Origin of the sequence: Roseateles hydrophilus (assembly GCF_026712245.1) — a bacterium.
In the GTDB taxonomy this organism is placed as follows: Bacteria; Pseudomonadota; Gammaproteobacteria; order Burkholderiales; family Burkholderiaceae_C; genus Pelomonas; species Pelomonas hydrophilus.
Map to the genome: position 1 here is coordinate 676,014 of NZ_JAPPUY010000002.1, position 23,955 is coordinate 699,968.

Annotated in this window: 23 protein-coding genes; 12 read left to right on the top strand and 11 right to left on the bottom strand. The window is 69.7% G+C overall.

Translation table 11 applies throughout. The features are described from left to right. Positions 1-17 precede the first annotated feature (17 nt). From NYO99_RS10210 to NYO99_RS10255, 10 genes are all read left to right on the top strand, one after another. On the top strand, positions 18-989 hold the full coding sequence (locus NYO99_RS10210) for an arabinose ABC transporter substrate-binding protein (RefSeq protein ID WP_268167370.1): 972 nt from the start codon (positions 18-20) through the stop codon (positions 987-989). Beyond that, complete coding sequence (gene araG, locus NYO99_RS10215) at positions 986-2,494, top strand: L-arabinose ABC transporter ATP-binding protein AraG (protein ID WP_268167080.1); 1,509 nt, start codon at positions 986-988, stop codon at positions 2,492-2,494. The genes NYO99_RS10210 and araG overlap by 4 nt, the downstream gene beginning before the upstream one ends. 2 nt (positions 2,495-2,496) lie before the next feature. Further along, the gene (araH, locus tag NYO99_RS10220; RefSeq protein WP_268167081.1) at positions 2,497-3,489 is read left to right on the top strand and encodes an L-arabinose ABC transporter permease AraH; all 993 of its coding nucleotides are present in this window, start codon (positions 2,497-2,499) and stop codon (positions 3,487-3,489) included. A gap of 146 nt (positions 3,490-3,635) precedes the next feature. Then, entirely contained in the window at positions 3,636-4,796 is a 1,161-nt protein-coding gene (locus NYO99_RS10225) for a glycoside hydrolase family 53 protein (protein ID WP_268167082.1), read from the top strand. Then, positions 4,793-5,563 (top strand): SDR family oxidoreductase, encoded by a 771-nt coding sequence (locus tag NYO99_RS10230; protein WP_268167083.1) that lies wholly within the window; start codon positions 4,793-4,795, stop codon positions 5,561-5,563. Before NYO99_RS10225 ends, NYO99_RS10230 begins: the two co-directional genes overlap by 4 nt. 18 nt (positions 5,564-5,581) lie before the next feature. Further along, positions 5,582-6,526, top strand: coding sequence for a LysR substrate-binding domain-containing protein (locus tag NYO99_RS10235; RefSeq protein WP_268167084.1), 945 nt, complete (start codon positions 5,582-5,584; stop codon positions 6,524-6,526). Positions 6,527-6,648: 122 nt separating this feature from the next. Next, a complete protein-coding gene (locus NYO99_RS10240; protein WP_268167085.1) occupies positions 6,649-7,686 on the top strand; it encodes a branched-chain amino acid ABC transporter permease in 1,038 nt (345 codons plus the stop codon). Positions 7,687-7,694: 8 nt separating this feature from the next. Continuing rightward, positions 7,695-9,512: a branched-chain amino acid ABC transporter ATP-binding protein/permease gene (locus NYO99_RS10245; protein WP_268167086.1), complete on the top strand. Its 1,818-nt coding sequence runs from the start codon at positions 7,695-7,697 to the stop codon at positions 9,510-9,512. Next, positions 9,509-10,240 (top strand): ABC transporter ATP-binding protein, encoded by a 732-nt coding sequence (locus NYO99_RS10250; RefSeq protein ID WP_268167087.1) that lies wholly within the window; start codon positions 9,509-9,511, stop codon positions 10,238-10,240. Before NYO99_RS10245 ends, NYO99_RS10250 begins: the two co-directional genes overlap by 4 nt. Before the next feature lie 17 nt (positions 10,241-10,257). Further along, positions 10,258-10,764, top strand: a complete 507-nt coding sequence (locus NYO99_RS10255; protein WP_268167088.1) for a GrpB family protein — start codon at positions 10,258-10,260, stop codon at positions 10,762-10,764. Here NYO99_RS10255 and NYO99_RS10260 read toward each other — a convergent pair. From NYO99_RS10260 to NYO99_RS10280, 4 genes are all read right to left on the bottom strand, one after another. Then, positions 10,733-11,362, bottom strand: a complete 630-nt coding sequence (locus NYO99_RS10260) for a DUF938 domain-containing protein (RefSeq protein ID WP_268167089.1) — start codon at positions 11,360-11,362, stop codon at positions 10,733-10,735. The two genes, NYO99_RS10255 and NYO99_RS10260, sit on opposite strands and share 32 nt — an antisense overlap. Before the next feature lie 33 nt (positions 11,363-11,395). Then, on the bottom strand, positions 11,396-13,165 hold the full coding sequence (locus tag NYO99_RS10265; protein WP_326494829.1) for a methyl-accepting chemotaxis protein: 1,770 nt from the start codon (positions 13,163-13,165) through the stop codon (positions 11,396-11,398). A gap of 117 nt (positions 13,166-13,282) precedes the next feature. Continuing rightward, complete coding sequence (locus NYO99_RS10275; protein ID WP_268167090.1) at positions 13,283-14,152, bottom strand: pirin family protein; 870 nt, start codon at positions 14,150-14,152, stop codon at positions 13,283-13,285. Positions 14,153-14,232: 80 nt separating this feature from the next. Next, positions 14,233-14,838, bottom strand: a complete 606-nt coding sequence (locus NYO99_RS10280) for an FMN-dependent NADH-azoreductase (RefSeq protein WP_268167091.1) — start codon at positions 14,836-14,838, stop codon at positions 14,233-14,235. Positions 14,839-14,946: 108 nt separating this feature from the next. On the opposite strand from NYO99_RS10280, the gene NYO99_RS10285 reads away from it, so the two are divergent. Further along, entirely contained in the window at positions 14,947-15,876 is a 930-nt protein-coding gene (locus NYO99_RS10285; RefSeq protein ID WP_326494830.1) for a LysR family transcriptional regulator, read from the top strand. A gap of 14 nt (positions 15,877-15,890) precedes the next feature. Here the strand turns inward: NYO99_RS10285 and NYO99_RS10290 are convergent, their stop codons facing one another. Continuing rightward, positions 15,891-16,619, bottom strand: a complete 729-nt coding sequence (locus tag NYO99_RS10290; RefSeq protein ID WP_268167092.1) for an energy transducer TonB family protein — start codon at positions 16,617-16,619, stop codon at positions 15,891-15,893. Between the two features lie 124 nt (positions 16,620-16,743). Beyond that, the gene (locus NYO99_RS10295; protein WP_268167093.1) at positions 16,744-17,148 is read right to left on the bottom strand and encodes a MerR family transcriptional regulator; all 405 of its coding nucleotides are present in this window, start codon (positions 17,146-17,148) and stop codon (positions 16,744-16,746) included. A 51-nt stretch (positions 17,149-17,199) separates the two neighbouring features. Here NYO99_RS10295 and NYO99_RS10300 point away from each other — a divergent pair, with 51 nt between their 5' ends. Further along, positions 17,200-18,258: an MBL fold metallo-hydrolase gene (locus tag NYO99_RS10300; RefSeq protein WP_268167094.1), complete on the top strand. Its 1,059-nt coding sequence runs from the start codon at positions 17,200-17,202 to the stop codon at positions 18,256-18,258. 222 nt (positions 18,259-18,480) lie between these two features. Here the strand turns inward: NYO99_RS10300 and NYO99_RS10305 are convergent, their stop codons facing one another. The 5 genes from NYO99_RS10305 to glyQ all read right to left on the bottom strand — a co-directional run bounded on the left by NYO99_RS10305 (position 18,481) and on the right by glyQ (position 23,949). After that, positions 18,481-19,290 (bottom strand): M48 family metallopeptidase, encoded by an 810-nt coding sequence (locus tag NYO99_RS10305; RefSeq protein WP_268167095.1) that lies wholly within the window; start codon positions 19,288-19,290, stop codon positions 18,481-18,483. Between the two features lie 5 nt (positions 19,291-19,295). After that, the gene (locus NYO99_RS10310) at positions 19,296-20,090 is read right to left on the bottom strand and encodes a lysophospholipid acyltransferase family protein (RefSeq protein ID WP_268167096.1); all 795 of its coding nucleotides are present in this window, start codon (positions 20,088-20,090) and stop codon (positions 19,296-19,298) included. A 133-nt stretch (positions 20,091-20,223) separates the two neighbouring features. Then, complete coding sequence (gene gmhB, locus NYO99_RS10315) at positions 20,224-20,877, bottom strand: D-glycero-beta-D-manno-heptose 1,7-bisphosphate 7-phosphatase (protein WP_268167097.1); 654 nt, start codon at positions 20,875-20,877, stop codon at positions 20,224-20,226. Positions 20,878-20,881: 4 nt separating this feature from the next. Next, the gene (gene glyS, locus NYO99_RS10320) at positions 20,882-23,017 is read right to left on the bottom strand and encodes a glycine--tRNA ligase subunit beta (protein ID WP_268167098.1); all 2,136 of its coding nucleotides are present in this window, start codon (positions 23,015-23,017) and stop codon (positions 20,882-20,884) included. Continuing rightward, positions 23,017-23,949: a glycine--tRNA ligase subunit alpha gene (glyQ, locus tag NYO99_RS10325; protein ID WP_268167099.1), complete on the bottom strand. Its 933-nt coding sequence runs from the start codon at positions 23,947-23,949 to the stop codon at positions 23,017-23,019. Before glyQ ends, glyS begins: the two co-directional genes overlap by 1 nt. Positions 23,950-23,955 lie beyond the last annotated feature (6 nt).

Genomic DNA, 23,955 nt, shown 5'->3' on the forward strand with positions numbered 1-23,955 from the left:
GAGACCTGACCATGAAGATGCAACGACGCGCATTCACCCTGGCCGCACTGGCCACGCCCTTCGCGCTGCAAGCCGCCGAGCCGGTCAAGGTCGGCTTCCTCGTCAAGCAGGCCGAGGAACCCTGGTTCCAGGACGAATGGAAGTTTGCTGAACAGGCTGCCAAGGACAAGGGCTTCACGCTCGTGAAGATCGGCATCCCCAACGGCGAGAAGACGCTGGCCGCCATCGACAACCTGGCCGCGCAGAAGGCCGTCGGCCTCGTCATCTGCGCGCCCGACGTGAAGCTGGGCGTGGCCATCAACCGCGCGGCCAAGCGCCACAAGCTCAAGGTCATGTCCGTGGACGACCAGCTCGTCGACGGCGCCGGCAAGCCGATCGCCGACATTCCGCACATGGGCATCTCGGGCTATGAGATCGGCAAGCAGGTCGGCGCCGGGCTGCTGGCCGAGATCAAGGCCCGCGGCTGGAAGCTTGAAGAAGTTGGCGTGCTGCGCGTTGCCTACGACCAGCTGCCCACCGGCCGCGAGCGCACCATGGGCGCCGCCGACGCGCTGAAGGCCGCCGGCATGCCCGCCGCCAACATCATCGACGCGCCGCAGGCCAAGACCGACACCGAGAGCGCCTTCAATGCGGCCAACATCGCGTTCACGAAGAACGCCAAGTTCAAGAAGTGGGTCGCCTTCGGCCTGAACGACGAAGCCGCGCTGGGCGCCGTGCGTGCCGGCGAGGGCCGCGGCATCAAGGCCGACGCGATGCTGGCCATCGGCATCGGCGGCAGCCAGACGGCGCTGAACGAGTTCACCAAGCCCACGCCCACCGGCTTCTTCGGCACCGTGCTGATCAGCCCCAAGCGCCACGGCTACGAGACCGCGACCATGGTGTTCGAGTGGGCCACGCAGGGCAAGCAGCCGCCGGCCGTCACGCTGACCAGCGGCGTGCTGATGACCCGTCAGAACCAAGCGGACATCCGCAAGCAAATGGGTTTGTGATGGCGGCTCTGCAGTTCGACAACATCAGCAAGGTCTTCCCCGGCGTCAAGGCGCTGAACGGGGTGAGCTTTGAGGCCCGGCCGGGCCAGGTCATGGGCCTGCTCGGCGAGAACGGCGCGGGCAAGAGCACGCTGCTGAAGATCCTGGGCGGCCAGTACAAGCCCGACGGCGGGCGCCTGGTCGTGGACGGCCAGGAGCGCCACTTCGGTTCAGCTGGCGACGCCATTGCCGCCGGCGTGGCCATCATTCACCAGGAGCTGCAGTACGTGGCCGAGCTGACCGTGGCCGAGAACGTGCTGCTGGGCCGCCTGCCTACGCGCTTCGGCCTCGTCGACCACAAGGCCGCGCGCCAGATGGTGGCCGCGCAGCTGGCCAATATCGGCGTGGACCTGGACCCGGCCGCGCGCCTGTCGGACCTGTCCATCGCGCAGCGCCAGATGGTGGAGATCTGCAAGGCCGTCATGCAGGACGCCAAGGTCATCGCCTTCGACGAGCCCACCAGCAGCCTGTCGCATCGCGAGACCGAGATCCTGTTCCGCCTCGTCAAGCGGCTGCGTTCTGAGGGCCGCACGCTGATCTACATCTCGCACCGCCTGGAAGAGCTGTACGAGCTGTGCGATGCCTGCACCATCTTCCGCGACGGCCGCAAGATCGTCACGCATGACGTGATGGCCGACGTGCCGCGCGACCGCCTCATCAGCGACATGGTGGGCCGCGAGGTGAAGGACATCTACGACTACCGCAGCCGCCAGCAGGGGCCGGTGCGCCTGGAGGCGCGCGGCCTGCGCAGCGACCGCCTGCCCGAGCCGCTGAGCTTCGCGATGCGCGGCGGCGAGGTGCTGGGCTTCTTCGGCCTGGTGGGCGCGGGACGCAGCGAGCTGATGCGCCTGCTGTACGGCGCCGACCCGCGCCGCGGCGGCGAGGTGCTGCTGGACGGCCAGCCCGTGCGCGCCAGCGCGCCGGCCGACGCGATTGCCGCCGGCATCGTCCTGTGCCCCGAGGACCGGAAGGAGCAGGGCATCCTGGCCCACTCGTCGGTGGCCGAGAACATCAACATCAGCTGCCGCCGCCACGGCCTGGCCGGCGGCGTGTTCCTGCGGCATGCGCAGGAGGCGCAGCGCGCCGACGACTTCATCAAGAAGCTGCGCATCAAGACGCCCAACCGCGAGCAGGAGATCCGCCTGCTGTCGGGCGGCAACCAGCAGAAGGTCATCCTGGCGCGCTGGCTGGCCGAGCCGGGCCTGAAGGTGCTCATCCTCGACGAGCCGACCCGCGGCATCGACGTGGGCGCCAAGAACGAGATCTACAAGATCATTCACGACGTGGCCGCTTCGGGCTGCTGCGTCATCGTCATCTCCAGCGAGCTGCCCGAGGTGCTGGGCATCTCCGACCGCCTCATCGTGATGCGCGACGGCCGCATCAGCGGCGAACTGGACCGCGCCTCGGCCAGCGAAACCGCTGCGCTGGCGCTCGCACTGCCTGACGGCGCCACCGCGGCGCACTGACCATGAACACGACCACCTCCACGACCGCCGCGTCGCCCAGCCCCGCCATGACCCACACCTCCCGCGCCCTGCTCAAGGAGCACAGCATGACGCTGGGCTACCTGGTGCTCTTCGTCGTGCTGTCCTTCAGCGTCGAGAACTTCTTCTCGTCGGCCAACATCGTCGGCCTGCTGCTGTCGGTGGCGCAGATCGGCATGGTGGCTTGCACCATGATGCTGTGCCTGGCCTCGCGGGATTTCGACCTCAGCGTCGGCTCCACGATTGCCTTCGCCGGCGTGCTGGGCGCCATGGTGCTGGAGAGCACCGGCAGCGTGCCCATCGCCATCGGCGCCGGTCTGCTGGCCGGTGCGCTGATCGGCGCGGGCAATGGCGTGCTGATCGCCTACCTGCGCGTCAATGCGCTGATCGCCACGCTGGCGACCATGCTGATGGTGCGCGGCCTCGCGTTCATCGCGTCCCAGGGCCAGGCCGTGGGCATTGCCGATGAGAGCTTCTTCGCCTTCGGCGACACCGTGGTGCTGGGTCTGCCGCTGCCGATCTGGATGACGGTGGTGTGCTTCATCATCTTCGGCGTGCTGCTCAACCACACGGTGTTCGGCCGCAACACGCTGGCCATCGGCGGCAACCCCGAGGCCGCGCGCCTGGCCGGCGTGCGCGTGGAGCGGCTGCGCGTGTGGATCTTCCTGCTGCAGGGCGTCGTCGCGGCGCTGGCAGGCCTGATCCTGTCGGCCCGCATCACCAGCGGCCAGCCCAATGCGGCCACCGGCTTCGAGCTGGACGTCATCTCCGCCTGCGTGCTGGGCGGCGTGTCGCTGGCCGGCGGCAAGGCGCGCATCTTCGGCGTCGTCATCGGCGTGCTCATCATGGGCACGGTCGAGAACGTCATGAACCTGCTGAACGTCGATGCGTTCTACCAGTACCTGGTGCGCGGCCTGATCCTGCTGGCTGCCGTGCTTCTGGACCAACTGAAGACTCGCGGTGAACGTCGTTCATAACGTGAAGCCCCTCGCCCAAGGCAAGCCTCGGTCGGTCCCCCGAGGGGACGGCGATGCTCGCGGGGCGTGCCCCGCTCGCACATCGCCAGACGGGCCGGCTTGGGAGCGGCCCGGCGCTCGGCCCGCGAGAAAGCACTGAGATGTCTATGCAACGTCGTACCCTGCTCGCCGCCGCGCTGGCCAACGCGCTGCCCGCACAAGCTGCCAAGGCGCCGCTGCTCGCGGGTGGCGACATCTCCGCGCTGACGTGGATGGAGCGCGCTGGCGCGGTCTACCGTGACCGCGACGGCCAGCCTGGCGACTGCCTGGCCCTGCTGAAGCGCTACGGCCACAACATTGTGCGCATCCGCCTGTACGACAAGACGGGCCCGGGCACGGGCAACGATGGCTGGTACTGGCCCGAGGGCTCGATGGACCTGCCTGACGTGCTGGCCCTGGCGCGCCGCGCCAAGGCGCAGGGCATGCAGATCCAGTTCACGTTTCACTACAGCGACTTCTGGACCAACTCCAAGACGCAGGACCCGCCCACCGCCTGGCGGCGTGAGCTGGCGGCCTTGCCCGACAACATGGCCCGCTTCAAGCGTTTGCTGGTGCTGGTGGAGCAGCGCACGCGCGAGGTGATGCAGGCCCTGGTGGACCAGGGCACGGCGCCTGAGTTCGTGTCGCTGGGCAACGAGATCGAGCACGGGATGATGTATCCCTACGGCAGCACCAAGGTCTGGCCGCTGCTGGGCGCGCTGTTGAAGGCGGGCTACGCCGCGGTGAAGGCCGTCAGCCCGACGTCGCGCGTCGTGCTGCATCTGGACGATGGCGGCAACGATGCGAAGTACATCGACTGGTTCGACAACGCGCGTGCGCAGGGTGTGCGCTGGGACGTCATCGGCCCGTCCTACTACCCGTTCTGGACCCAGAAGAGCGTCAGCCAGCTGGCCAGCTTCTGCGAGCGCATCAGCCGGCGCTACGACAGCGACATCCTCATCATGGAAGCCGGCTTCAACTTCGCGCCCAAGCGCCACGACGGCTGGCCCGGCCAGCTGGAGAACAACGGGCCTTACGCCGCCAGCATGAGCAGCCCGGAGGGCCAGCGCGACTTCATGGCCGAGCTGCTGGCCGCCTGCCAGGCCACGCCGCGCGTGCTCGGCGTGCTGTACTGGGACCCGATCATGATCGCCAACCCCAAGGTCGGCTGGGCGCTGAGGGAGGGCACCGGCCAGCCCGGGCCCAACGTGGTGTCCAACACCACGCTGTTCGACTTCCAGGGCCGGGCACTGCCGGTGCTGGACATCTGGAAGCAATACACGCAATGAGTGCCCGTTTGCAAGGCAAGGTGGCGCTGGTGACCGGCGCCACGCAGGGCATCGGCAAGGCGATCGCGCGGCTGTTTGTCGCCGAGGGCGCCCAGGTGATCCTGAACGGCTTGGCCGCCGACGAGCGCCTGGGGGCGGAACTCGTGCGCGAGCTCGGCGAGGACCGCGCGCTGTTCATCGCCGCCGACATTGCCGACGAGGCCGCCGTGCGCACCATGGCGGCACGCGGCGCCGAGCGCTTCGGGCCCATCAATGTGCTCATCAACAATGCCGGCATGAACGTGTTCGCCGAGCCGCTGGCGATGACGACGGCGCAATGGCAGCGCTGCTTCGCGGTGGACCTGGAAGGCGCACTGCACTGCAGCCGCGCCGTGCTGCCCGGCATGCTGGCCTCTGGTGGCGGCAGCATCGTCAACGTCGCGTCTGTGCACGGCCACCGCATCATCCCGGACGCCTTCCCGTACCCGGTCGCCAAGCATGCGCTGATCGGCATGACCAAGGCGTTGGGCATCCAGTACGCGGCGCAGAACGTGCGCGTGAACTCCATCTCCCCGGGGCTGATCCTGTCGGAGCGCGTCGTTGAGTGGCTGGACAGCGTCACGCCAGAGGAGCGCCAGCGTCAGATCGACTTGCTGCCGCCGAAGCGCATCGGCGAGCCCATCGAGGTGGCCTACACGGCGCTGTTCCTGGCCAGCGACGAGGCGCGTTTCATCAACGCCACCGACATCCTCATCGATGGCGGCCGCTCGCAGCTGTATCACGAGTAGGCGGGGCATCATTCAGGCATGCCCGATCCGCGCTCCGACCGCTTCGTCCGCTCTCACCTCAAGACCCGCCAGCTCGTGCTGCTGGTGGAGCTGGGGCGGCACGGCTCCATCCTGCACGCGGCGCAGGCCGCCAACCTGACGCAGCCGGCGGCCTCCAAGCTGCTGGCCGATCTGGAGCACGCGCTGGGCGTGAAGCTGTTCGAGCGCCTGCCGCGCGGCGTGGCGCCGACCTGGTACGGCGAGGTCATGATCCGCCGCGCCGGCGCGGCGCTGGCCGAGCTGGACGCCGGGCATCAGGAGGTCATGGAGCTGCTGTCGGGCCTGTCCGGCCGCGTGGCCGTGGGCTCGGTGCTGACGCCGTCCACCACGCTGTTGCCGGCGGCGGTGGTCGCGCTGAAGGCGCGCCAGCCCCGCGTGCATGTGGCCATCACGGTGGACACCAGCAAGCTCATGACCCAGCAGCTGCAGAACGGCGAGCTGGACATGGTGGTGGGCCGCGTGCTGGACAGCGAGTCCGCCGCGCAGCTGAGCTTCGAGCCGCTGATCGACGAGCCGCATTCACTGATCGTGCGCGCCGGCCACCCGCTGGCCGGCCGCGACGATCTCAGCCTGCAGCAGCTGGCCCGCCAGAGCTGGATCCTGCCGCCGTCGGGCAGCATCCTGCGCGATCGCCTCACGTCGCTGTTCCTGACCGCTGGCCTGGACCAGCCGCAGCAGGCCGTGGAGACGCTGTCGCTGCCCGTCATCACCAGCCTGCTGGCGCAGTCCGACATGGTGGTCGCGCTGCCCGAGGAACTGGTGAAGCCCTACCTCGACGTGGGCCTGCTGACCGTGCTGCGCATGGATCTGGGCCTGCGCATGGATGCCTACGGCATCATCACGCGCCGCGGCCATCAGCTGTCGCCGGGGGCGGAGCTGATGCTGACCTGCCTGCGCGACGAGGCGCAAAAGCGGCTGGCTTGAGTTTGCCGCGAAGCCAGCCTTCGTGGCCCGCGGCGCTGGCGGCCGGCGATGTCGGGTAATACCCCGACCGCTCGGTCGAATATCCGCCGATACCATGGCCGCTCACTCGCAGTTGAGCCGCCATGGATCTCACGATTGCCGCCATCTTGGGCCTGGACGGCCTGACCAACGGGGCCATCTACGCACTGGTCGCGCTGGCGCTGGTGCTGGTGTTCTCGGTCACCCGCATCGTCTTCATCCCGCAAGGGGAGTTCGTCGCCTTCGGCGCGCTGACGCTGGCCGCGCTGCAGACGGGCAAGGTGCCCGGCACCGTGTGGCTGCTGGTGATGCTGGCAGTGGCAGTGGCGGTGCTGGACGGTGTGCAGGCCTGGCGTGAGCGCTGGCCGGCCGGGCGGCTGGTGCGGCGGCTGCTGGGGGCGGTGCTCGTGCCGCTGCTGATCGCCGCCGGCACGCATGCAGTGGCCGCCGCGCAGGCGCCGCTGCTGGTGCAGGTGCTGGCGACGCTGGCGCTGGTCACGGCCATGGGGCCGCTGCTGTACCGCGTGGCCTATCGCGCGCTGTCGGCGGCCAGCGTGCTGACGCTGCTCATCGTCTCGGTCGGCGTGCACTTCGCACTCACCGGCCTGGGCCTGGTGTTCTTCGGTGCCGAGGGCTGGCGCACGCCGGCCTTCTGGGAGGCCCGCTTCGATGTCGGCCCGCTGAGCCTGACGGGCCAGACGCTGATCATCTTCGGCGCGTCCGTCGCGCTGATCGGCGCGCTGTTCCTGTTCTTCGAGCGCACGCTGACGGGCAAGGCCCTGCGTGCCACGTCCGTCAACCGCACCGGCGCGCAGCTGATGGGCATCTCGGGTGACGCGGCCGGGGCGCTGAGCTTCACGATGGCCGCCTTCATCGGCGCGCTGTCGGGGCTGCTGATCTCGCCGTCCACCACCATCTATTACGACACCGGTTTCCTGATCGGCCTGAAAGGCTTCGTGGCGGCGGTGTTCGGCGGCCTGGCCAGCTTCCCGATGGCGCTGGCCGGCGCCATCGGCGTGGGCCTGGTGGAGAGCTTCGGCTCCTTCTGGGCCAGCGCGTTCAAGGAGGTCATCGTGTTCACGGTGATCCTGCCCATCCTGCTGTGGCGGTCCTTCGTCGACCCGCATCACGAAGAACATTGATGACGACGATGACGCGCCTTCCCTTCCCGCTTCCGGCGGCTGCGGCCACCGTCCTGCTGCTGGGCCTGCCGCTGCTGCCGGTGCCGGACTTCTGGATCACGCAGCTCAACTACATCGGCCTGTTCTCGCTGGTCGTGCTGGGCCTGGTGCTGCTGACCGGCGTGGGCGGGCTCACGTCCTTCGGCCAGGCGGCCTTTGCCGGCGTGGGCGCCTACGCCACGGGCTACCTGACGACGGTGCTGGGCCTGTCGCCGTGGCTGGGCCTGGCGGCCGGGCTCGCCGTCACGGCGGCGCTGGCGCTGGCCATCGGCGCGCTGACGCTGCGCATGTCCGGCCACTACCTGCCGCTGGCCACCATCTGCTGGTGCCTGGCGCTGTACTACCTGATCGGCAACCTGGAGGTGCTGGGCAAGTACGACGGCCTGCTGGGCCTGCCGGCCGTGACGCTGGGCGACGTCAGCTTCCAGAGCGAGCGCCGCATCTACTGGCTGATCTGGGGCGCCGCGCTGCTGGCGGCGCTGGGTGTCACGCGGCTGCTGGACTCGCGGCCGGGCCGCATCATGCGCGCGCTGAACGCCAACCGGGGCGGCGGCAGCACCATGCCCGAGGCGATGGGCGCCAGCACCTTCCGCTACAAGCTGGTGATGTTCGTCATCGCGGCGCTGCTGGCCTGCGTGTCGGGCTGGCTGTATGCCCACATGCAGCGCAGCGTGAACCCGTCGCCCTTCGGCATCAAGTTCGGCATCGAGTACCTGTTCATGGCCGTCGTCGGCGGTATCGGCACCGTGGGCGGCGCCTTTGCCGGCGCGGCGCTCGTGAAGCTCGCCGAAGACCAGCTCAAGGTCTGGCTGCCGCTGGTTTTCGGCGGCTCGGGCAATTACGAGATCATCGTGTTCGGCATCGTGCTGGTGCTGGTGCTGCGCTTTGCGCCGGACGGCCTGTGGCCGCTGGTGTCGCGCCTGCTGGCCCGCGTGCTGCCGGCGCGCGTCGCGAAGGCGGTGGACGAGAGCGCGCCGCCGCTGGCCTCGCGCAGCCACCCGCCGCGCGGCGCGGCACTGCTGGACGTGCGGGCCATCCGCAAGCAGTTCGGCGGCCTGGTGGCCGTCAACGACATCAGCTTCCAGATCCGCGCGGGCGACATCGTGGGCCTCATCGGCCCCAACGGCGCCGGCAAGAGCACTACCTTCAACCTCGTCTCCGGCGTGCTGCCGCTGACCCGCGGCGAGGTCGAACTGTTGGGGCAGCGCGTGGACGGCCGCGGCAGCCGCGACATCGCCCGCGCCGGCCTGTCCCGCACCTTCCAGCACGTGAAGCTGGTGCCGGACATGACGGTGCTGGAGAACGTCGCGCTGGGCTGCTACCTGCGCACCAAGAGCGGCGCCGTTGCTGCCATGCTGGGCCTGGACCGCGCGGAGGAGCGCCAAGCCCGCGCCGAGGCGATGCGCCAGCTGCGCCGCATCGGCCTGGCCGATCAGGCCTTCGAGCTGGCCGGCAACCTGGCACTCGGCCCGCAGCGGCTGGTGGAGATCGCCCGCGCGCTGGCCAGCGACCCGTCGCTGCTGCTGCTGGACGAACCCGCCGCCGGCCTGCGTCACAAGGAAAAGCAAGCGCTCGCCGAAGTGCTGAAGCAACTGAAGGCCGAGGGCCTGTCGCTGCTGCTCGTGGAACACGACATGGACTTCGTCATGAAGCTCACCGACCGCATCGTCGTCATGGAGTTCGGCCGCTGGTTGATGGAAGGCACGCCTGCCGAGGTGCAGGCCAGCCCGGCCGTGCGCGCGGCCTACCTGGGCGCGGATGACTTGACGGACGAGGGGCGGACATGAGCGCGTTGCTTGAGGTGAATGACCTGCGCGCCGGCTATGGCCGCGCCGAGGTGCTGCAGGGCCTGAGCTTCTCGGCCGCCGAGAACAGCGTCGTCACCGTCATCGGCCCCAACGGCGCGGGCAAGTCCACGCTGCTGGGTGCGCTGATGGGCCTGATCCCGTCGCGCAGCGCGGCGCTGCGGTTTGCCGGCGAAGACATCGCACGGCTGACGCTCGAAGAACGTGTCATGGCCGGCCTGGCCCTGGTGCCCGAGAAGCGCGAGCTGTTCGGCACCATGACCGTCGAGGACAACCTGCTGCTCGGCGGCTGGCGGCCTCGCAAGCTCGGCGACAAGCGCTGGCGCGACGGGCTGGACAGCGTCTACGCGCGCTTCCCGCGGCTGAAGGAGCGCCGCGCGCAGGCGGCCGGCACGCTGTCCGGCGGCGAGCGCCAGATGCTGGCGCTGGGCCGCGCGCTGATGGGGCAACCCAAGCTGCTGATGCTGGACGAGCCCAGCCTGGGCCTGGCGCCGTTGATCGTGCGCGAGATCTTCGCCATCGTCGACGACCTGCGCGCCAGCGGCGTCAGCATCCTGCTCGTCGAGCAGAACGCCCGCGCCGCGCTGCGCGTGGCGGACCATGGCCATGTGCTGGAGACCGGCGAGTTCGGGCTCAGCGGCCCGGCGGCCGCGCTGGCGGCCGACCCGCGCGTCATCGAGACCTACCTGGGGGCCGCGGGCGGCCACTGAGCTGCGCCGCCTGCCGCATGGCGTCCGTCGACCTCGTGGAGGCGCAGCCAGCCTGGCCGGCGCAGTTCCAACAGCTGGCAGACGAGATCCGCGCTGCAATGGCCGGTGCGGTGCCGGCGCTGGAACACATCGGCAGCACGGCGGTGCCGGGCCTGTGCGCCAAGCCCGTGCTGGACGTGCTGCTGGGCGTGCGCGCGCTGGACGAGCTGGCGCCGCATGTCGACGCGCTGGCCCGCTGCGGCCTGGTGTACCGGCCGGCCTACGAGGCCCACATCCCGCAGCGGCGCTACTTCGTTCGCGAGGCGGGCGCGCTGCCCCGGGTGCACCTGCACGCGGTGGTTCAGGGCGGAGCACTCTGGCAGGCGCATCTGCACTTCCGCGATCGCCTGCGCGAGGATGCCGCACTGCGTGAGCGTTATGCCGCGCTGAAGCGCGAGCTGGCGCTGCGCCATGCGCAGGACAAGGCCGCCTACACCGAGGCCAAGGCGCCCTTCATCCGCGCGGTGCTGGCGGCGCCGCGCTGACCCGGCGCCAGACCAGCAGCAGGTTGTTGGCCGGCATCGCAATGCGCTCGTGCAGCGTCAGCCCGGCGGTGTCAGCCACGGCCGCCACGTCAGGCAGGCGCCGCAGCCCCCAGGCGGCATCGCGCGTTCGCAGATCGGCATCGAAGGCCAGGTTGCTGGCCGCGGTGGCCACGCCGTCTTCCAGGTAGGGGCCGTAGGTCAGCAGCACACCGGTCGGCGACAGGTGCCGTGCTGCGCCCTGCATCAGCGCCGCCGTGCAGGCCCAGGGGGCGATGTGGAGCATGTTGGCGCAGTAGATCGCCTCAACCTGCGCGGGCGCACCGGGCCAGGGGTTGTCGAGCACGTTCAGCGTGATGGGCGGGCGCACGCGGCCTAACCCCTCGCACCAGGCCGCAATGGAGGGCAGGGCGGCGGCGTCGACGTCGCTGGGCTGCCACTGCCAGCCGGGCAGGCCGGCGCTGAGGAAGGCCGCGTGCTGGCCGGTGCCGCTGGCAATCTCCAGCATCAGCCCGGCCGGCGGCAGCAATCGCTGCAGCTGGGCGAGCAGGGGCGGGGCGTTGCGTTCGGCGGCGGGGCTGTGGCGGCGGGCGGTGTCCATGCCGCCATCTTGCCCGCTGCCGTGGCGCCCGGGCTAGAAGCTGGTCCAGTCGTCATCCCCGCCGGCCGGGGCGGGCGGGCGAGGGGCGGCCGGCGCGGGCGGCGGCACGGGTGCCGCTGCGGGGGACTTGGCTACCGAGGCGGGGCATGGCTTGGCCGCCGTTGTGGCTCGCGCGGGTGCCGGCGCCGGGCGGGGTGTCTGCATGCCTGAGCGCATGGCGGGGCGAGGTGCCGGTGCCGGCGCTGCGCGGCCGGCATCGCCGGTGACGCGGAATACCGACACGATCTCGACCATCTGCCGCGCCTGCTGGCGCAGGCTCTCCGCCGCCGCTGCCGACTCTTCCACCAGGGCCGCGTTCTGCTGCGTGACCTGGTCCATCTGTGAGACCGCCTGCTCCACCTGGCCGACGCCGTCGGCCTGCTCGATGCTGGCGTTGCTGATCTCGCCCACGATGTCGCTGACGCGCTGGATGGCCTGCACCAGCGACTGCATGGATTGGCCCGCGGTGTCGACCTGCTGGCTGCCCCGCTCGACCTGCTCGACGCTGCCGGTGATCAGGGTCTTGATCTCCTTCGCGGCTTCGGCGCTGCGCTGGGCCAGCGTGCGCACCTCGCCGGCCACCACCGCAAAGCCGCGGCCCTGCTCGCCAGCTCGGGCGGCTTCGACGGCGGCGTTCAGCGCCAGGATGTTGGTCTGGAAGGCGATACCGTCGATGGTGCCGATGATGTCGGCGATGCGGCGGCTGGAGTCGCTGATGCCGCGCATGGTGTCCACCACGTCGCCCACCACGCTGCCGCCCTGGCGTGCGGCCTCGCTGGCGCTGCGCGCCAGTTGGTCGGCTTGGCGGGCGTTGTCGGCGTTGTTGCGCACGGTGCTGGACAGCTCGGACATGGTGGCCGCCGTCTGCTCCAGGGCCGAGGCCTGTTCCTCGGTGCGCTGGCTCAGGTCCGCATTGCCCTGGGCAATCTGGCTGCTTGCGGTGGACACGGATTCGGCATTTGCCCGGATGCTGCTGACCGTCTTGATCAGCCCTTCGCGCATGCGCTCCAGCGCCCGTAGCAGACGGGCGGCCTCGTCATCCCCATGGGCCACCACGGGCTCGCGCAGGTCGCCATCGGCAACGGCGTCGGCCACATCCACCGCGGTTTGCAGCGGCACCGTGATCGAGCGAATGATCAGCCGCGCCACGATCAGCGCAAACAGTGCCGACACGATCGCGGCAATGACAATGACCATGCGCCCGTTGGTGAAGGCGGCTTCGGAGGTCTTGCTCGCCGCGTCGGCGCCGGCCGTGTTGAGTTCAACCAGCTTGTCCACCAGCGCCGCGGCGCGGTCATAGGACTGCTGCGATTCGCCGTTGAGCAGCGCGAGCGCCTGCTCGTTCTCGTTCTTGCTGGACAGCGCATGCAGCTTGTCATGCGCGGCCATGTAGGTTTTCCATTCGCTGGAGAAGCTGTCGTAGAGCTTTTGCTCTTCGGGCGAGCTGATCAGCTTGGCGTAGGCGGCGCGCACCTTGTCCACGGCGGCGAGCGCGGTGGCCATCTGCTGGTTCTTGGCGGCCATGCCGGCGTCGTTGGTAGCCAGCACGTGGCCTGTTTCGGCGAGCCGGTATTCAGCGGTCGCCGTGTTGAGCTGGTTGGTCAGCGAGACGCTGGGCAACCAGTTGTCGGTGACTTCGTGCGTCTGGGTGCGCATGCTTTGCATTTGCACCAGCGCCACGGCAGCCAGCGCCAACAGCAAGGCCAGCATCACGCCCATGGCCGCAGCCAACCGGGGCCCAATCTTCCATTGCAAGGGGTTCATCGGCGCTCCTCCATCAATACGTCAGTAGGGCCCGGCCTTCGCACCGGTGTGGGCCCAGTCTCGCTTGCGGAGGAACTGCTTGTCTAGCGAGGCAACCGTGTCCGATTACCGCTTTGCTCAGGCCAGGCGTCCCGCCTGGAAGTCGCGCACCGCCTGCACCAGTTCTGCCTCGGTGTTCATGACGAAGGGGCCGTACTGGGCAATGGGTTCGCCCAGCGGCCGGCCGGCAATCAGCACGGCGCGCGTGGTCTGCTGGCCGGCGGTCAGGCGCACGCCGTCACTGCCCGCCGTGTTGGCCAGGATGGCCATGCGCCCGGCCGGCTGCAGGCAGCCGCTGTCGTAGGTCAGCGCGCCCTCGTAGACGTACACGAACGCATTGAACTCGGATGGCAGCGGCTGCTCGAAGCGGGCGCCCGGCGCGAGGTGCAGGTCCAGGTAGAGCGGCTCGGTGGCGTCGCGCTGCACCGCACCGGCGATGCCGTGGCTGGCACCGGCGATGACGCGGACTTTCACGCCGTCGCGGTCGAACTCGGGCACTTCGGCGCTGCTGATGTCGCGATACCAGGGCTCGCGCATCTTGTCCCGCGCCGGCAGGTTGAGCCACAGCTGGAAGCCCGCCATGCGGCCCTCGTTCTGCTCGGGCGTTTCGCTGTGGATGACACCGCGCCCAGCCGTCATCCACTGCACGCCGCCGTCGCTGATCAGGCCTTCGTGGCCGGCCGAGTCGCGGTGGCGCATGCGGCCGTTGAGCATGTAGGTGATGGTCTCGAAGCCGCGGTGCGGGTGGTCGGGGAAGCCGGCGATGTAGTCGTCGGGGTTGTCCGTGCCGAAGTGGTCCAGCATCAGGAAGGGGTCCAGCCGGCGCTGCAACTGGTGGGTCAGCACGCGGCTGAGCTTGACGCCGGCACCGTCGCTGGTCGGCTGCCCGGCAACGAGGCGCTCGACCTCGCGCGGTCGGGTCAACAAGGAAGTGGCAACGGTGCTCATGGTCATGCTTTCAAGTATTCCCGGGCCTAGCGCCGGGCCGCTCCCCAGCCAAGGCATGCCTTTGGACGAGGGGCGCCAGTTCAGGCGGCGAGCAGTCCGGTGATCTGGGCGCGCGCGTCAGCCAGGCCCTGCTCGGCGGCGAAGGCCATGCCCTCAGCGTAGACGAACTCGACATCCGTCATGCCCAGGAAGGCCAGCACCGTGCGCAGGTAGGGCGTCATCTGGTCGCTGGGCTGGCCGCGGTGGATGCCGCCGCGGCTGGTGACGACGTAGACCTTCTTGCCGGTCACGAGGCCGACCGGCCCCTTCTCGGTGTACTTGAACGTGACACCGGCGCGGGCCACCGCATCGATCCAGTTCTTGAACTGGGCCGTCACGTTGAAGTTGTACATGGGCACGCCGATCACGACGGTGTCGGCGGCCTGCAGCTCGGCGATCAGCGCGTCGTCCAGCGCCACGCGGGCCGCCTGCTCGGGCGTGCGCTGGTCGGCGGGTGTGAACAGGGCGCCCAGGGCGGCTTCGTCCAGCACGGGCTGGGGCGTCACGGCCAGGTCACGCACCGTCACGGTGGCGGCGGGCGAGGCGGCGAGCAGGCCGGCGGTGAGTTCGTTGGCCAGGCGGGTCGAAACGGAGCCCTCGGCGTCGGTGGCACGGCGGGCGCTGGCGTTGATCTGCAGGATGTTCATCTGAAGCTCCGGGGAGGGGCGGTTGCGATGGGATGAACTCTAGAAATGCCTGGCCAGCACCGGAAGCCGCTGATCTGCATAAGATTGTTCCGTCAATGGATTAATGGGATGGGCATGGAACCCGATGCCGATGATTTGCTGCTGTTTGCCCGCGTCATGGAGGCGGGCAGCTTCAGCCGTGCCGCCGAGCGCGTGCACTGGCCCAAGAGCACGGTGTCGCGGCGCATCGCGGCGCTGGAGGCGCGGCTGGGCGAGAAGTTGCTGCAGCGCTCCACGCGCAAGCTGTCGCTGACGGACTTCGGCGCCGGTGTGTTGGAGCACGCCCGCGTGGTGGCCGCCGAGGTGGACGGCGCGCTGGCGCTGGCGCTGCACCGCCAGCGCAAGCCCAGCGGGCGGCTGCGCGTCAGCATGCCGGCGGACTTTGCCGAGCAGGTGGCCTCGCGCATGCTGGCCGACTTCGCCATCCAGTACCCCGAGGTGCAACTGGAGCTGGACCTGACGCCCCGGCGGGTGGACATCGTCGGCGAGGGCTTTGATCTCGCCATCCGCATGGGCGCGCTGGACGAGGACAGCCAGTTGGCGGCCCGGCGGCTGGCCACCACGCACTGGGGGTTGTATGCGTCGCCTGAATACCTGGCCCGCGTTGGCGAGCCGTTGCTGCCGCAGGCGCTGGAAAGCATGCACGGTCTGATGTTGCTGAGCCGCACCGGCGAGGCGGTGCCCTGGCGGCTCAGCCGGGTGGACGATGCAGGCGCGGCGCCCACCGTCGTGCTGCCCGCGCAGCGCAGCGTGGCGAACTCGCCCAGCCTGCTGGCGCGCATGGCGCTGCGGGGCGTGGGCATTGCCGGCGTGGACCGCCTGCTGGTGCGCCACGCGGCAGAGTTCAGCGGGCTGCAGCAACTGCTGCCGGACTGGCAGCTGCCGGGTTCCACCGCCTGGGCGGTGTTCCCCGAGCGCCGGCTCATGCCGCTGCGCACGCGGGTGTTTCTGGAGGCGATGTCCGCGCTGCTGGACAGCTGCCCGCTGCCCGCACCGTAGCGGCGCGAGGCCCGCTACTCCTCGGCGCTGTTGAACGCGAACTCGATCGCGGCCTCACGCGCCGCGGGAATGGGCGCGAAACGCCACTGCTTGATCGCCTCCACGGCCGCAGGGCCCAGCCGGCTGTGGCTGGCTTCCAGCACCTCGGCCTTGCTGACCACACCGGCCGGCGTCACCGTGAAGCGCACGCGGGCGAAGCCGGTGCGGAAGGACTGCTGCAGCAACTGCCGCGGAATGGCCGGTGTGACGCGGGACAGCGGCGTGAGCTGCACCTCGGGTTCCGGCTCAGGCGGCGGTGGCGGCGGCGCGGGCACGGCCGCCAGCGCCACGGTGCTGGGCGGCGCTGCCGCGGGCTCGGGCGCTGGCGCGGCAGCGGCGGTCTGCACCGGTGCCGGCTCCGGCGCCACGGCGGCGGGCTGTGCTGCTGCGGCCTGCGCCGGGGCGGAGGCCGGCGCGGCAGCCGGCTTGGGGGCCGCCGCGACGGCCGGGGCTTTGCGCGGCACTGGTGCAGGCGCAGGCGGTGCCGGCGGCGCGGGCGCGGGCTGCTGGCGGTTGGCGCCCTTCTCGCCGTTCAGCTTGATCCAGTGGAAGACGGCATCAGCTTGCTTCTGTGCGCGCTCCAGGCGCTGCTTGTCAGAGGCGGGCGGTGTGGTCTGTGCAAGAGCGGCCTGGCTCAGCAGCAGGAGGCCAGTGGCGATGGCTGTCAGCTTGGGCGTTAGGTCGGAGCGCGATCCAGCGGGCATGGTGAGTGTTGAAGGGCGGGGGCGTGCCAGGAAGCGGCGGCCGCAACTCTAGTCAAGCGAGAAAACACCGCCAGCGGGTTTGCCCCGTTATCCGCGCAAGCTGGTGAGCAATTGCGGCAAGGCGTCACGTGCTGCCCAGCAGGGCGCGGCAGCGTTTTTCGTGCTGGCGGATCTCGGCCAGCGTGACCTCGATGTCGTCGCGCTGCTGCTCCAGTTGCTGGCGGTGGCGGGCCAGCGTGGCCAGGAAGGCGCGCAGCTGCGGCGCGGCGCTGGACTGGCTGTCGTACATGTCCACCAGCTCCTTGATCTCCTGCAAGGGCAGGCCCAGGCGCTTGCCGCGCAGCGTCAGCTTCAGCCGGGTGCGGTCGCGCGGGGTGTAGACGCGGTTGCGCCCCTTGCGGCCCGGCTCCAGCAGGCCGGCTTCCTCGTAGAAGCGGATGGCGCGCGGCGTGATGTCGAACTCGGCGGCGAGCTCGGTGATCGTGAACGTGGCCTCGGTCGCGGCGGGGACAGGCTTGGCGGAGGGCATGGCTACACTGGATTGACGTTAACGTCAGTCTAAGTCCCGCCGAACTGCACCATGGCCAACGCACGCGAATCCGAACTGCATTACCCCCTGGGCGAAACCCTGCCCCAGCCCGGCGAGGCGCTGGACCTGGCGCCCGGCGTGCGCTGGGTGCGCATGGGCCTGCCCTTTGCGCTGGACCACATCAACCTGTGGCTGCTGCGCGACCGCATCGATGGGCGCGAGGGGTGGACCATCGTCGACTGCGGCATTGCCAGCGATGACACCCGCGCCAACTGGGAGCGGGTGTTTGCCGAGCGGCTGGACGGCCTGCCCGTGCTGCGCGTGATGGCGACGCACTTCCACCCCGACCACCTCGGCCTGGCCCACTGGCTCACCGAGCGGTGGAACTGCCGGCTGTGGATGAGCGCGACGGACTTCAACCTGGCCCGCCTGGCCAGCGGTTCCACCGTGGGCATGGGCGGTGCCAGCGCGGCTGCCTTCTTCGGCAGCCATGGGCTGACCGACCCCGACGCGCTCGACAAGATCCGCGCCCGCGCGGACTACTACCCCAAGATGGTGCCTGTCGTGCCGGCCAGCTATCGCCGGCTGATGGACGGCATGGTGCTGGACATCGGTGGCCGCCGCTGGCGCTGCATTGCCGGCTACGGCCACGCGCCCGAGCACATCAGCCTGTTCTGCGACGAGACGAAGCTGCTGATCTCCGGCGACATGGTGCTGCCGCGCATCTCGACCAACGTGTCCGTCGTCGACGTGGAGCCCGAGGCCGATCCGCTGACGCTTTACCTGCAGTCGCTGAGCCGCTACCTGGACCTGCCGGCCGACACGCTGGTGCTGCCCTCGCACGGCAAGCCGTTCACCGGCCTGCATGCGCGCATCGATCAGCTGCGCGAGCACCATGACGAGCGCCTGGCCGACGTGATGGCCGTTTGCCGTGCGGCGCCCACGCATGCGGCGGGGCTGCTGGACGTGCTGTTCAAGCGCAAGCTGGACCTGCACCAGACCACCTTCGCCATGGGCGAGGCCATCGCCCATCTGCACGCGCTGTGGCTGCGCGGCGAACTGCGGCGTGAACTGGCGGCCGACGGCGTCTATCGCTTTGCAGCCGCCTGAGAGGCGCTGCGCAACCAAGAAAAACGCCGCCGCGGATGATCCGGCGGCGGCGTCGTAGGCACGGTACTTTTTCTCCCTGATTCTTCGCGCCAGCAGTGCCGGCGGTCAGTACCTGTGATGACAGCGTCGGCGCGCAGTGTTGCCGAGTCGGGCGGCGCCGGTGTTACATCTGGGCGGGAATATTCACACACCCCCGCGGCCGCGGGCGGGCTGCAACCGCCGTCACTGCACCACGATGGACTCTTCGCGCAGCGCGTCGCGCGCGCGCTCGAAGTCGGGCAGCACGGAGCGCACCGTGTCCCAGAAGGCCGGGCTGTGGTTCATCTCGCGCAGGTGAGCCAGTTCGTGGGCGACGACGTAGTCGATGATGGCTGGCGCGAAGTGGATGAGCCGCCAGTTCAGCCGAATGGCGCCGTTGGCGCTGGCGCTGCCCCAGCGCGTCTGTGCCGATGACAGCCGCAGCGAGGTCATCGCCACGCCCAGCTGGTTGGCAAAGCGGTGGCAGCGCGGCAGGAAGTCTTCACGCGCGCGGGCCTGCAGCCAGGCCTGGGCCAGGTCGCGGATCTGTTCGGGGCCAGCGCCGTGGGGCAGCGGCAGGTGCAGCTCGCGGGTATCGGCATGCCAGGTGACTTCGCGCGCAGCCGGCGCGACGACCATCGTCAGCGGCTGGCCCAGGTAGGGCAGGCGGCCGCCATCGGCCCAGTCGATGCGGGCGGCCTGCACGCGTTGTTGGCGCTCGCGCTGCTCGACGAGCTTGCGCAGGATCCAGTCGCCCTTGTGGTGCAGCGCGCGCTCGATCTCGCCGATGGGCACCCAGCGCGGCGCACTGACGCGCAGCCCCTGCGGGCCGACAACGAAGCCGATGCTGCGCCGCCGTGCGCGCCGCAGTTCATAGCCAACGCAGTGCTGGCCCAGCCACAGCTCGCGCCGTGACCGCGCTGCGCCGGGGTCGGCCGGTGCAACGTCCGCCTGCGCCTCGAACAGCGACAGCTGACTGTCCTGCAGGAGCGGGGCCGGGCGCTTCGGGGGCATGGCGCTCAGTGCTGGTTGACGGTGCCGGCCACGCCGGCGGGCGGAGGGTTGCGGTAGGCCTCCGGGTCGAGGCGGCGCATCTCGGACTCGATCCAGTCCTTGACCTCGTTCATCAGCTCGCCGGGCTGCCGGCCCTCCGGGCGGATCTGGCGGCCGATCGAGATGTCGACCACGCCGGGCCGCAGCAGGAAGCTCTTGCGCGGCCAGCAGCGGGCGGCCGTGGCCGCGATGGGCACGACGGGCAGGCCGGCCTCGATGGCCAGGCGGGTGCCGCCGGTCTTGTACTCGCCCACCTCACCGCGGGCGATGCGCGTGCCCTCCGGGAACATGATGACCCAGTTGCCCTGTGCGCCCAGGCGCTTGCCTTGCGTGAGCACCTTGTTCCAGGCCTCGGCGCGGCGGCCGCGGTCGATGTGGATCATGTCCATGCGCGCCATGGCCCAGCCGAAGAAGGGCACGTAGAGCAGCTCGCGCTTGAACACATAGGCCAGCGGGTGGCTGAGCAGCGCCGGGTAGGCAAACGTCTCCCAGGTGCTCTGGTGCTTGGACAGCAGTACGACGCCGGCAGTGCGGTCCGACGCTGTCGGCAGGTTTTCCATGCCGTGGATGCGCCAGCGGATGCCGCAGATCCAGCGGGCGCTCCAGATGGCGATCTTCAGCCAGTTGGCGCAGGCCCAGTAGATCGGGTCGCCGCGCCGGAACAGCGACAGCAGCAGCACGCCCAGCGCCCAGGGGATGACGGTGACGATGAGGACGAGGACGAAGATGAACGAACGAACGGCGCTGAGAAGCGTGGCCATCAAATCACCTGTCCAATTCGCGGGGCGCTCGCGGCGCTGTAGTGCATTGCTAAGCAGATGCAGCGGAACCGGCTTTGCCGGGCCGCTCGCATCGCCCCCTCGAGGGGGCCGGCGAAGCCGGTACGGGGTGGGGTCAATTCAGGTCTCCGGCCTGGGTATCGGGAGTCAGGGCCTGGCCGCGCGCTTCGGCAATGCGGCGGCGTTCTTCCTGGATCAGGGTCTCGGCAAAGCTGCCGAGGTCGTCGTGCACACGGGCTGTGGGCACCTGCACCAGCAGCTTGGCGAGCTCCTCGGCAGCCAGGCTGCCAAACGGGCCGGTGAGCACCAGATGCGGGATGCAGCCGGCGTTCTGCGCCGTCATCAGGTCGGTCAGCGAGGCACCCACCATGTGGACCTTGGGCAGCGCCACGTCGAAGCGCTCGCCGATCTGCTGGATCAGCCCGGGCAGCGGCTTGCGGCAGTCGCAGCCTTCCTCGGGCGTGTGCGGGCAGAAGAAGGCGGCGTCCAGGCGCCCGCCCTTCTCGGCCAGCAGTTGGTTGAGCCGCAGGTGCACCGCGTTCAGCGACGCCATGTCCAGCAGGCCACGGCCGATGCCGGCCTGGTTGGTGGCCAGCACCGTGTGCCAGCCGGCATGGTTGAGCCGCGCCACAGCCTCCATGGCCCCCGGGAGTGGCTCCAGTTCCTCGGGCGCCTTGACGTGGTCGTCGCGGTAGCGGTTGAGCGTGCCGTCGCGCCCGAGGATGACGAGCTTCATGCCATGGGCGTGGTCGGCGCGCATTACGGGCATGGCGTCAGGCCGCCAGACGCGACAGGTCGGCCACGCGGTTCATCGCCGCATGCAGGCGTCCCAACAGCGCGAGGCGGTTGGCGCGCAGCGCCGGGTCTTCGGCGTTGACCATCACGTCGTCGAAGAAGGCGTCGACAGGCGCCTTCAGCGCGGCCAGGGCTTTCAGCGAGCCGGTGTAGTCATGCTGCTCGAAGAGCCGGTCGGCCTGGGGCTGCACCTCGGCGATGGCGGTCGCGAGCGCCTGCTCGGCGGCTTCCTGCAGCAGCTCGGGCTTGATCTCGGTGGGCAGCTCGCCCTCGACCTTCTTCAGGATGTTGCCGACGCGCTTGTTGGCGGCCGCCAGCGAGGCGGCCTCGGCCAGCGCCGCGAAGGCGCGCACGGCGACCAGGCGCTTGGGCACGTCGCCCAGGCGAGTGGGCTGAAGCGCCAGCACGGCGTCGACTTCCTGGGCGCTGTAGCCCTGGTCGCGCAGGCTCACGGCCAGGCGGTCGGCGAAGAAGCCCAGCAGCGCGTCGCTCGGGTTGGTGATCAGCTCGCCGAAGGCCGGCACGGCGGCGGCGATCAGCGCCGGCAGCTCCAGCGGCAGGTTCTTCTCGACCAGGATGCGGATGACGCCCAGCGCGTGGCGGCGCAGCGCGAACGGGTCCTTGTCGCCGGTGGGCAGCTGGCCGATGCCGAACAGGCCCACCAGGGTCTCCAGCTTGTCGGCCAGGGCCACGACGGTGCCGGTGTGGTTGCGCGGCAGCGCATCGCCAGCAAAGCGGGGCTTGTAGTGGTCTTCAATCGCGATGGCGACGCCGTCGCGCAGGCCCTCGTGGCGGGCGTAGTAGCCGCCCATGATGCCCTGCAGCTCGGGGAACTCGCCCACCATGTCGGTCAGCAGGTCGCACTTGGCCAGCGTGGCGGCCTGCTTGACCTTGCTGTCCAGCACCTTGAACTCGTCGTCCGCTTCCACCGTGTACGGCAGTGTGGCCATGCTCAGCTGCTGCACGATGGCATGCGCAATCGCTGTGACACGCTCGGCGCGCTCGCCCTGCGAGCCCAGCTTGCCGTGATAGACGACCTTGGCCAGGCCCGGCAGGCGGTCGGCCAGCTTCTTCTTGCGGTCCTGGTCGAAGAAGAACTTGGCATCGGCCAGGCGGGGGCGCACGACGCGTTCGTTGCCGCCGGTCACGGCAGACGCATCGGCCGGGGCGATGTTGCTGACGACCAGGAAGTGGCGCGTCAGCTTGCCGTGGCTGTCCAGCAGCGGGAAGTACTTCTGGTTGGCCTTCATCGTCAGGATGAGGCACTCCTGCGGCACGGCCAGGAACTCTTGCTCGAACGCGCAGGTCAGCACGTTGGGGCGCTCGACAAGCGCGGTCACTTCGTCCAGCAGCGCGTCGTCGTCGATGGGCGTCAGGCTCAGCGCATCAGCTGCAGCCTTGAGCTGGCGGGAAATCTCGGCGCGGCGCTCGGCGAAGCTGGCGATGACCGCACCCTGCTCGCGCAGCTGCGTGGCGTAGCTGTCGGCGGTGTCGACGCTGACGGTGGCCTGGGCCGCCTCGAAGCGGTGGCCTTGCGTGCTGCGGCCGGACGTCAGGCCCAAGGCCTGAACGGGCACGAGGTCGGCGCCATGCAGCGCGATGAGGCCGTGCGCCGGACGCACGAACTTCACGTCGGTCCAGCCGTCGGCCAGCTGGTAGGTCATGACCTTGGGGATGGGCAGCTTGGCCAGCGTCTCGTCCAGCGCCTTCTGCAGGCCCTGGGCAAGCGTCGCGCCGGGTTGCACGCTGTCCCAGAACAGGGCTTCGGCCTTGCCATCGGGCTGGCGCTTGAGTTGCGGCACAACCTCGGGGCCGGCGCCGATGGACGCGAGCTTCTTCAGCAGTGCGGGCGTGGGCTGGCCGTCCGCGGTAAGGGCGACGGCAACCGGCATCAGTTTCTGCTGCACGGCCTTGTCGGCGGCCTTGGGCGCGACACCCGCCACGTGCACGCCCAGCCGGCGCGGCGACGCGAACGACGTGACGGCGGCATCTGCGGCGGCGAGGCCTTGCGCCTTCAGGCTGTCGGCCAGCACGGTGGCGAAGGAGTCGCCCAGCTTCTTCAGTGCCTTCGGCGGCAGCTCTTCGACAAACAGTTCAACGAGCAGGTTGGTCATCAGGCGGCCGCCTTCTTGCTGTTCTTCAGTTCGATCTGGGCAACGACCTCATCGGCCCAGGCCTTGGGCGCCATCGGGAAGCCGAGGCGCGCGCGGCTGTCGACGTAGCTCTGCGCCACGGCGCGGGCCAGGTTGCGGATGCGACCGATGTAGGCGGCGCGTTCGGTCACCGAGATGGCGCCGCGGGCGTCCAGCAGGTTGAAGCTGTGGCCGGCCTTCAGCAATTGCTCGTAGGCGGGCAGCGCCAGCTTCTCGACCATCAGCTCCTGGCTCTTGCGCTCATGCGCGGCGAAGGCGGACAGCAGGAAGTCCACGTCGCTGTGCTCGAAGTTGTAGGTCGACTGCTCGACCTCGTTCTGGTGGAACACGTCGCCGTAGGTCAGGCCGTCGGTGTAGACGAGGTCGTAGACCGATTCCTTGCCCTGCAGATACATGGCCAGGCGCTCCAGGCCGTAGGTGATCTCGCCGGTGATGGGCTTGCAGTCGATGCCGCCGACCTGCTGGAAGTAGGTGAACTGCGTGACTTCCATGCCGTTGAGCCAGACCTCCCAACCGAGGCCCCAGCAGCCGAGCGTGGGGTTCTCCCAGTCGTCCTCGACGAAGCGCACGTCGTTCTTCTTCAGGTCGAAGCCCAGCGCTTCGAGCGAGCCCAGGTAGAGCTCCAGGATGTTGGCCGGCGCCGGCTTGAGCACGACCTGGTACTGGTAGTAGTGCTGCAGGCGGTTGGGGTTCTCGCCGTAGCGGCCATCCTTGGGGCGGCGGCTGGGCTGGACGTAGGCGGCCTTCCAGGGCTCGGGGCCGAGCGCGCGCAGGAAGGTGGCAGTGTGGCTGGTGCCGGCGCCGACTTCCATGTCGTAGGGCTGGAGGAGTGCGCAGCCCTGCTTGGACCAGTAGTCCTGCAGGGTCAGGATGATTTGCTGGAAGGTCAGCATGAGACT

Bases quoted from the DNA above. Each gene is read 5' to 3' on its own strand.
- NYO99_RS10245 (WP_268167086.1), top strand. From the start codon at position 7,695: ATGACGCGCCTTCCCTTCCCGCTTCCGGCGGCTGCGGCCACCGTCCTG.
- NYO99_RS10210 (WP_268167370.1), top strand. From the start codon at position 18: ATGCAACGACGCGCATTCACCCTGGCCGCACTGGCCACGCCCTTCGCG.
- NYO99_RS10290 (WP_268167092.1), bottom strand. From the start codon at position 16,619: ATGCCCGCTGGATCGCGCTCCGACCTAACGCCCAAGCTGACAGCCATC.
- NYO99_RS10260 (WP_268167089.1), bottom strand. From the start codon at position 11,362: ATGGACACCGCCCGCCGCCACAGCCCCGCCGCCGAACGCAACGCCCCG.
- NYO99_RS10265 (WP_326494829.1), bottom strand. From the start codon at position 13,165: ATGAACCCCTTGCAATGGAAGATTGGGCCCCGGTTGGCTGCGGCCATG.
- NYO99_RS10310 (WP_268167096.1), bottom strand. From the start codon at position 20,090: ATGGCCACGCTTCTCAGCGCCGTTCGTTCGTTCATCTTCGTCCTCGTC.
- glyS (WP_268167098.1), bottom strand. From the start codon at position 23,017: ATGACCAACCTGCTCGTTGAACTGTTTGTCGAAGAGCTGCCGCCGAAG.
- gmhB (WP_268167097.1), bottom strand. From the start codon at position 20,877: ATGCCCGTAATGCGCGCCGACCACGCCCATGGCATGAAGCTCGTCATC.
- NYO99_RS10255 (WP_268167088.1), top strand. From the start codon at position 10,258: ATGGCGTCCGTCGACCTCGTGGAGGCGCAGCCAGCCTGGCCGGCGCAG.
- NYO99_RS10300 (WP_268167094.1), top strand. From the start codon at position 17,200: ATGGCCAACGCACGCGAATCCGAACTGCATTACCCCCTGGGCGAAACC.
- NYO99_RS10235 (WP_268167084.1), top strand. From the start codon at position 5,582: ATGCCCGATCCGCGCTCCGACCGCTTCGTCCGCTCTCACCTCAAGACC.
- NYO99_RS10275 (WP_268167090.1), bottom strand. From the start codon at position 14,152: ATGAGCACCGTTGCCACTTCCTTGTTGACCCGACCGCGCGAGGTCGAG.
- NYO99_RS10250 (WP_268167087.1), top strand. From the start codon at position 9,509: ATGAGCGCGTTGCTTGAGGTGAATGACCTGCGCGCCGGCTATGGCCGC.
- araH (WP_268167081.1), top strand. From the start codon at position 2,497: ATGAACACGACCACCTCCACGACCGCCGCGTCGCCCAGCCCCGCCATG.
- NYO99_RS10295 (WP_268167093.1), bottom strand. From the start codon at position 17,148: ATGCCCTCCGCCAAGCCTGTCCCCGCCGCGACCGAGGCCACGTTCACG.
- NYO99_RS10285 (WP_326494830.1), top strand. From the start codon at position 14,947: ATGGGCATGGAACCCGATGCCGATGATTTGCTGCTGTTTGCCCGCGTC.
- NYO99_RS10240 (WP_268167085.1), top strand. From the start codon at position 6,649: ATGGATCTCACGATTGCCGCCATCTTGGGCCTGGACGGCCTGACCAAC.
- glyQ (WP_268167099.1), bottom strand. From the start codon at position 23,949: ATGCTGACCTTCCAGCAAATCATCCTGACCCTGCAGGACTACTGGTCC.
- NYO99_RS10280 (WP_268167091.1), bottom strand. From the start codon at position 14,838: ATGAACATCCTGCAGATCAACGCCAGCGCCCGCCGTGCCACCGACGCC.
- NYO99_RS10225 (WP_268167082.1), top strand. From the start codon at position 3,636: ATGCAACGTCGTACCCTGCTCGCCGCCGCGCTGGCCAACGCGCTGCCC.
- NYO99_RS10230 (WP_268167083.1), top strand. From the start codon at position 4,793: ATGAGTGCCCGTTTGCAAGGCAAGGTGGCGCTGGTGACCGGCGCCACG.
- NYO99_RS10305 (WP_268167095.1), bottom strand. From the start codon at position 19,290: ATGCCCCCGAAGCGCCCGGCCCCGCTCCTGCAGGACAGTCAGCTGTCG.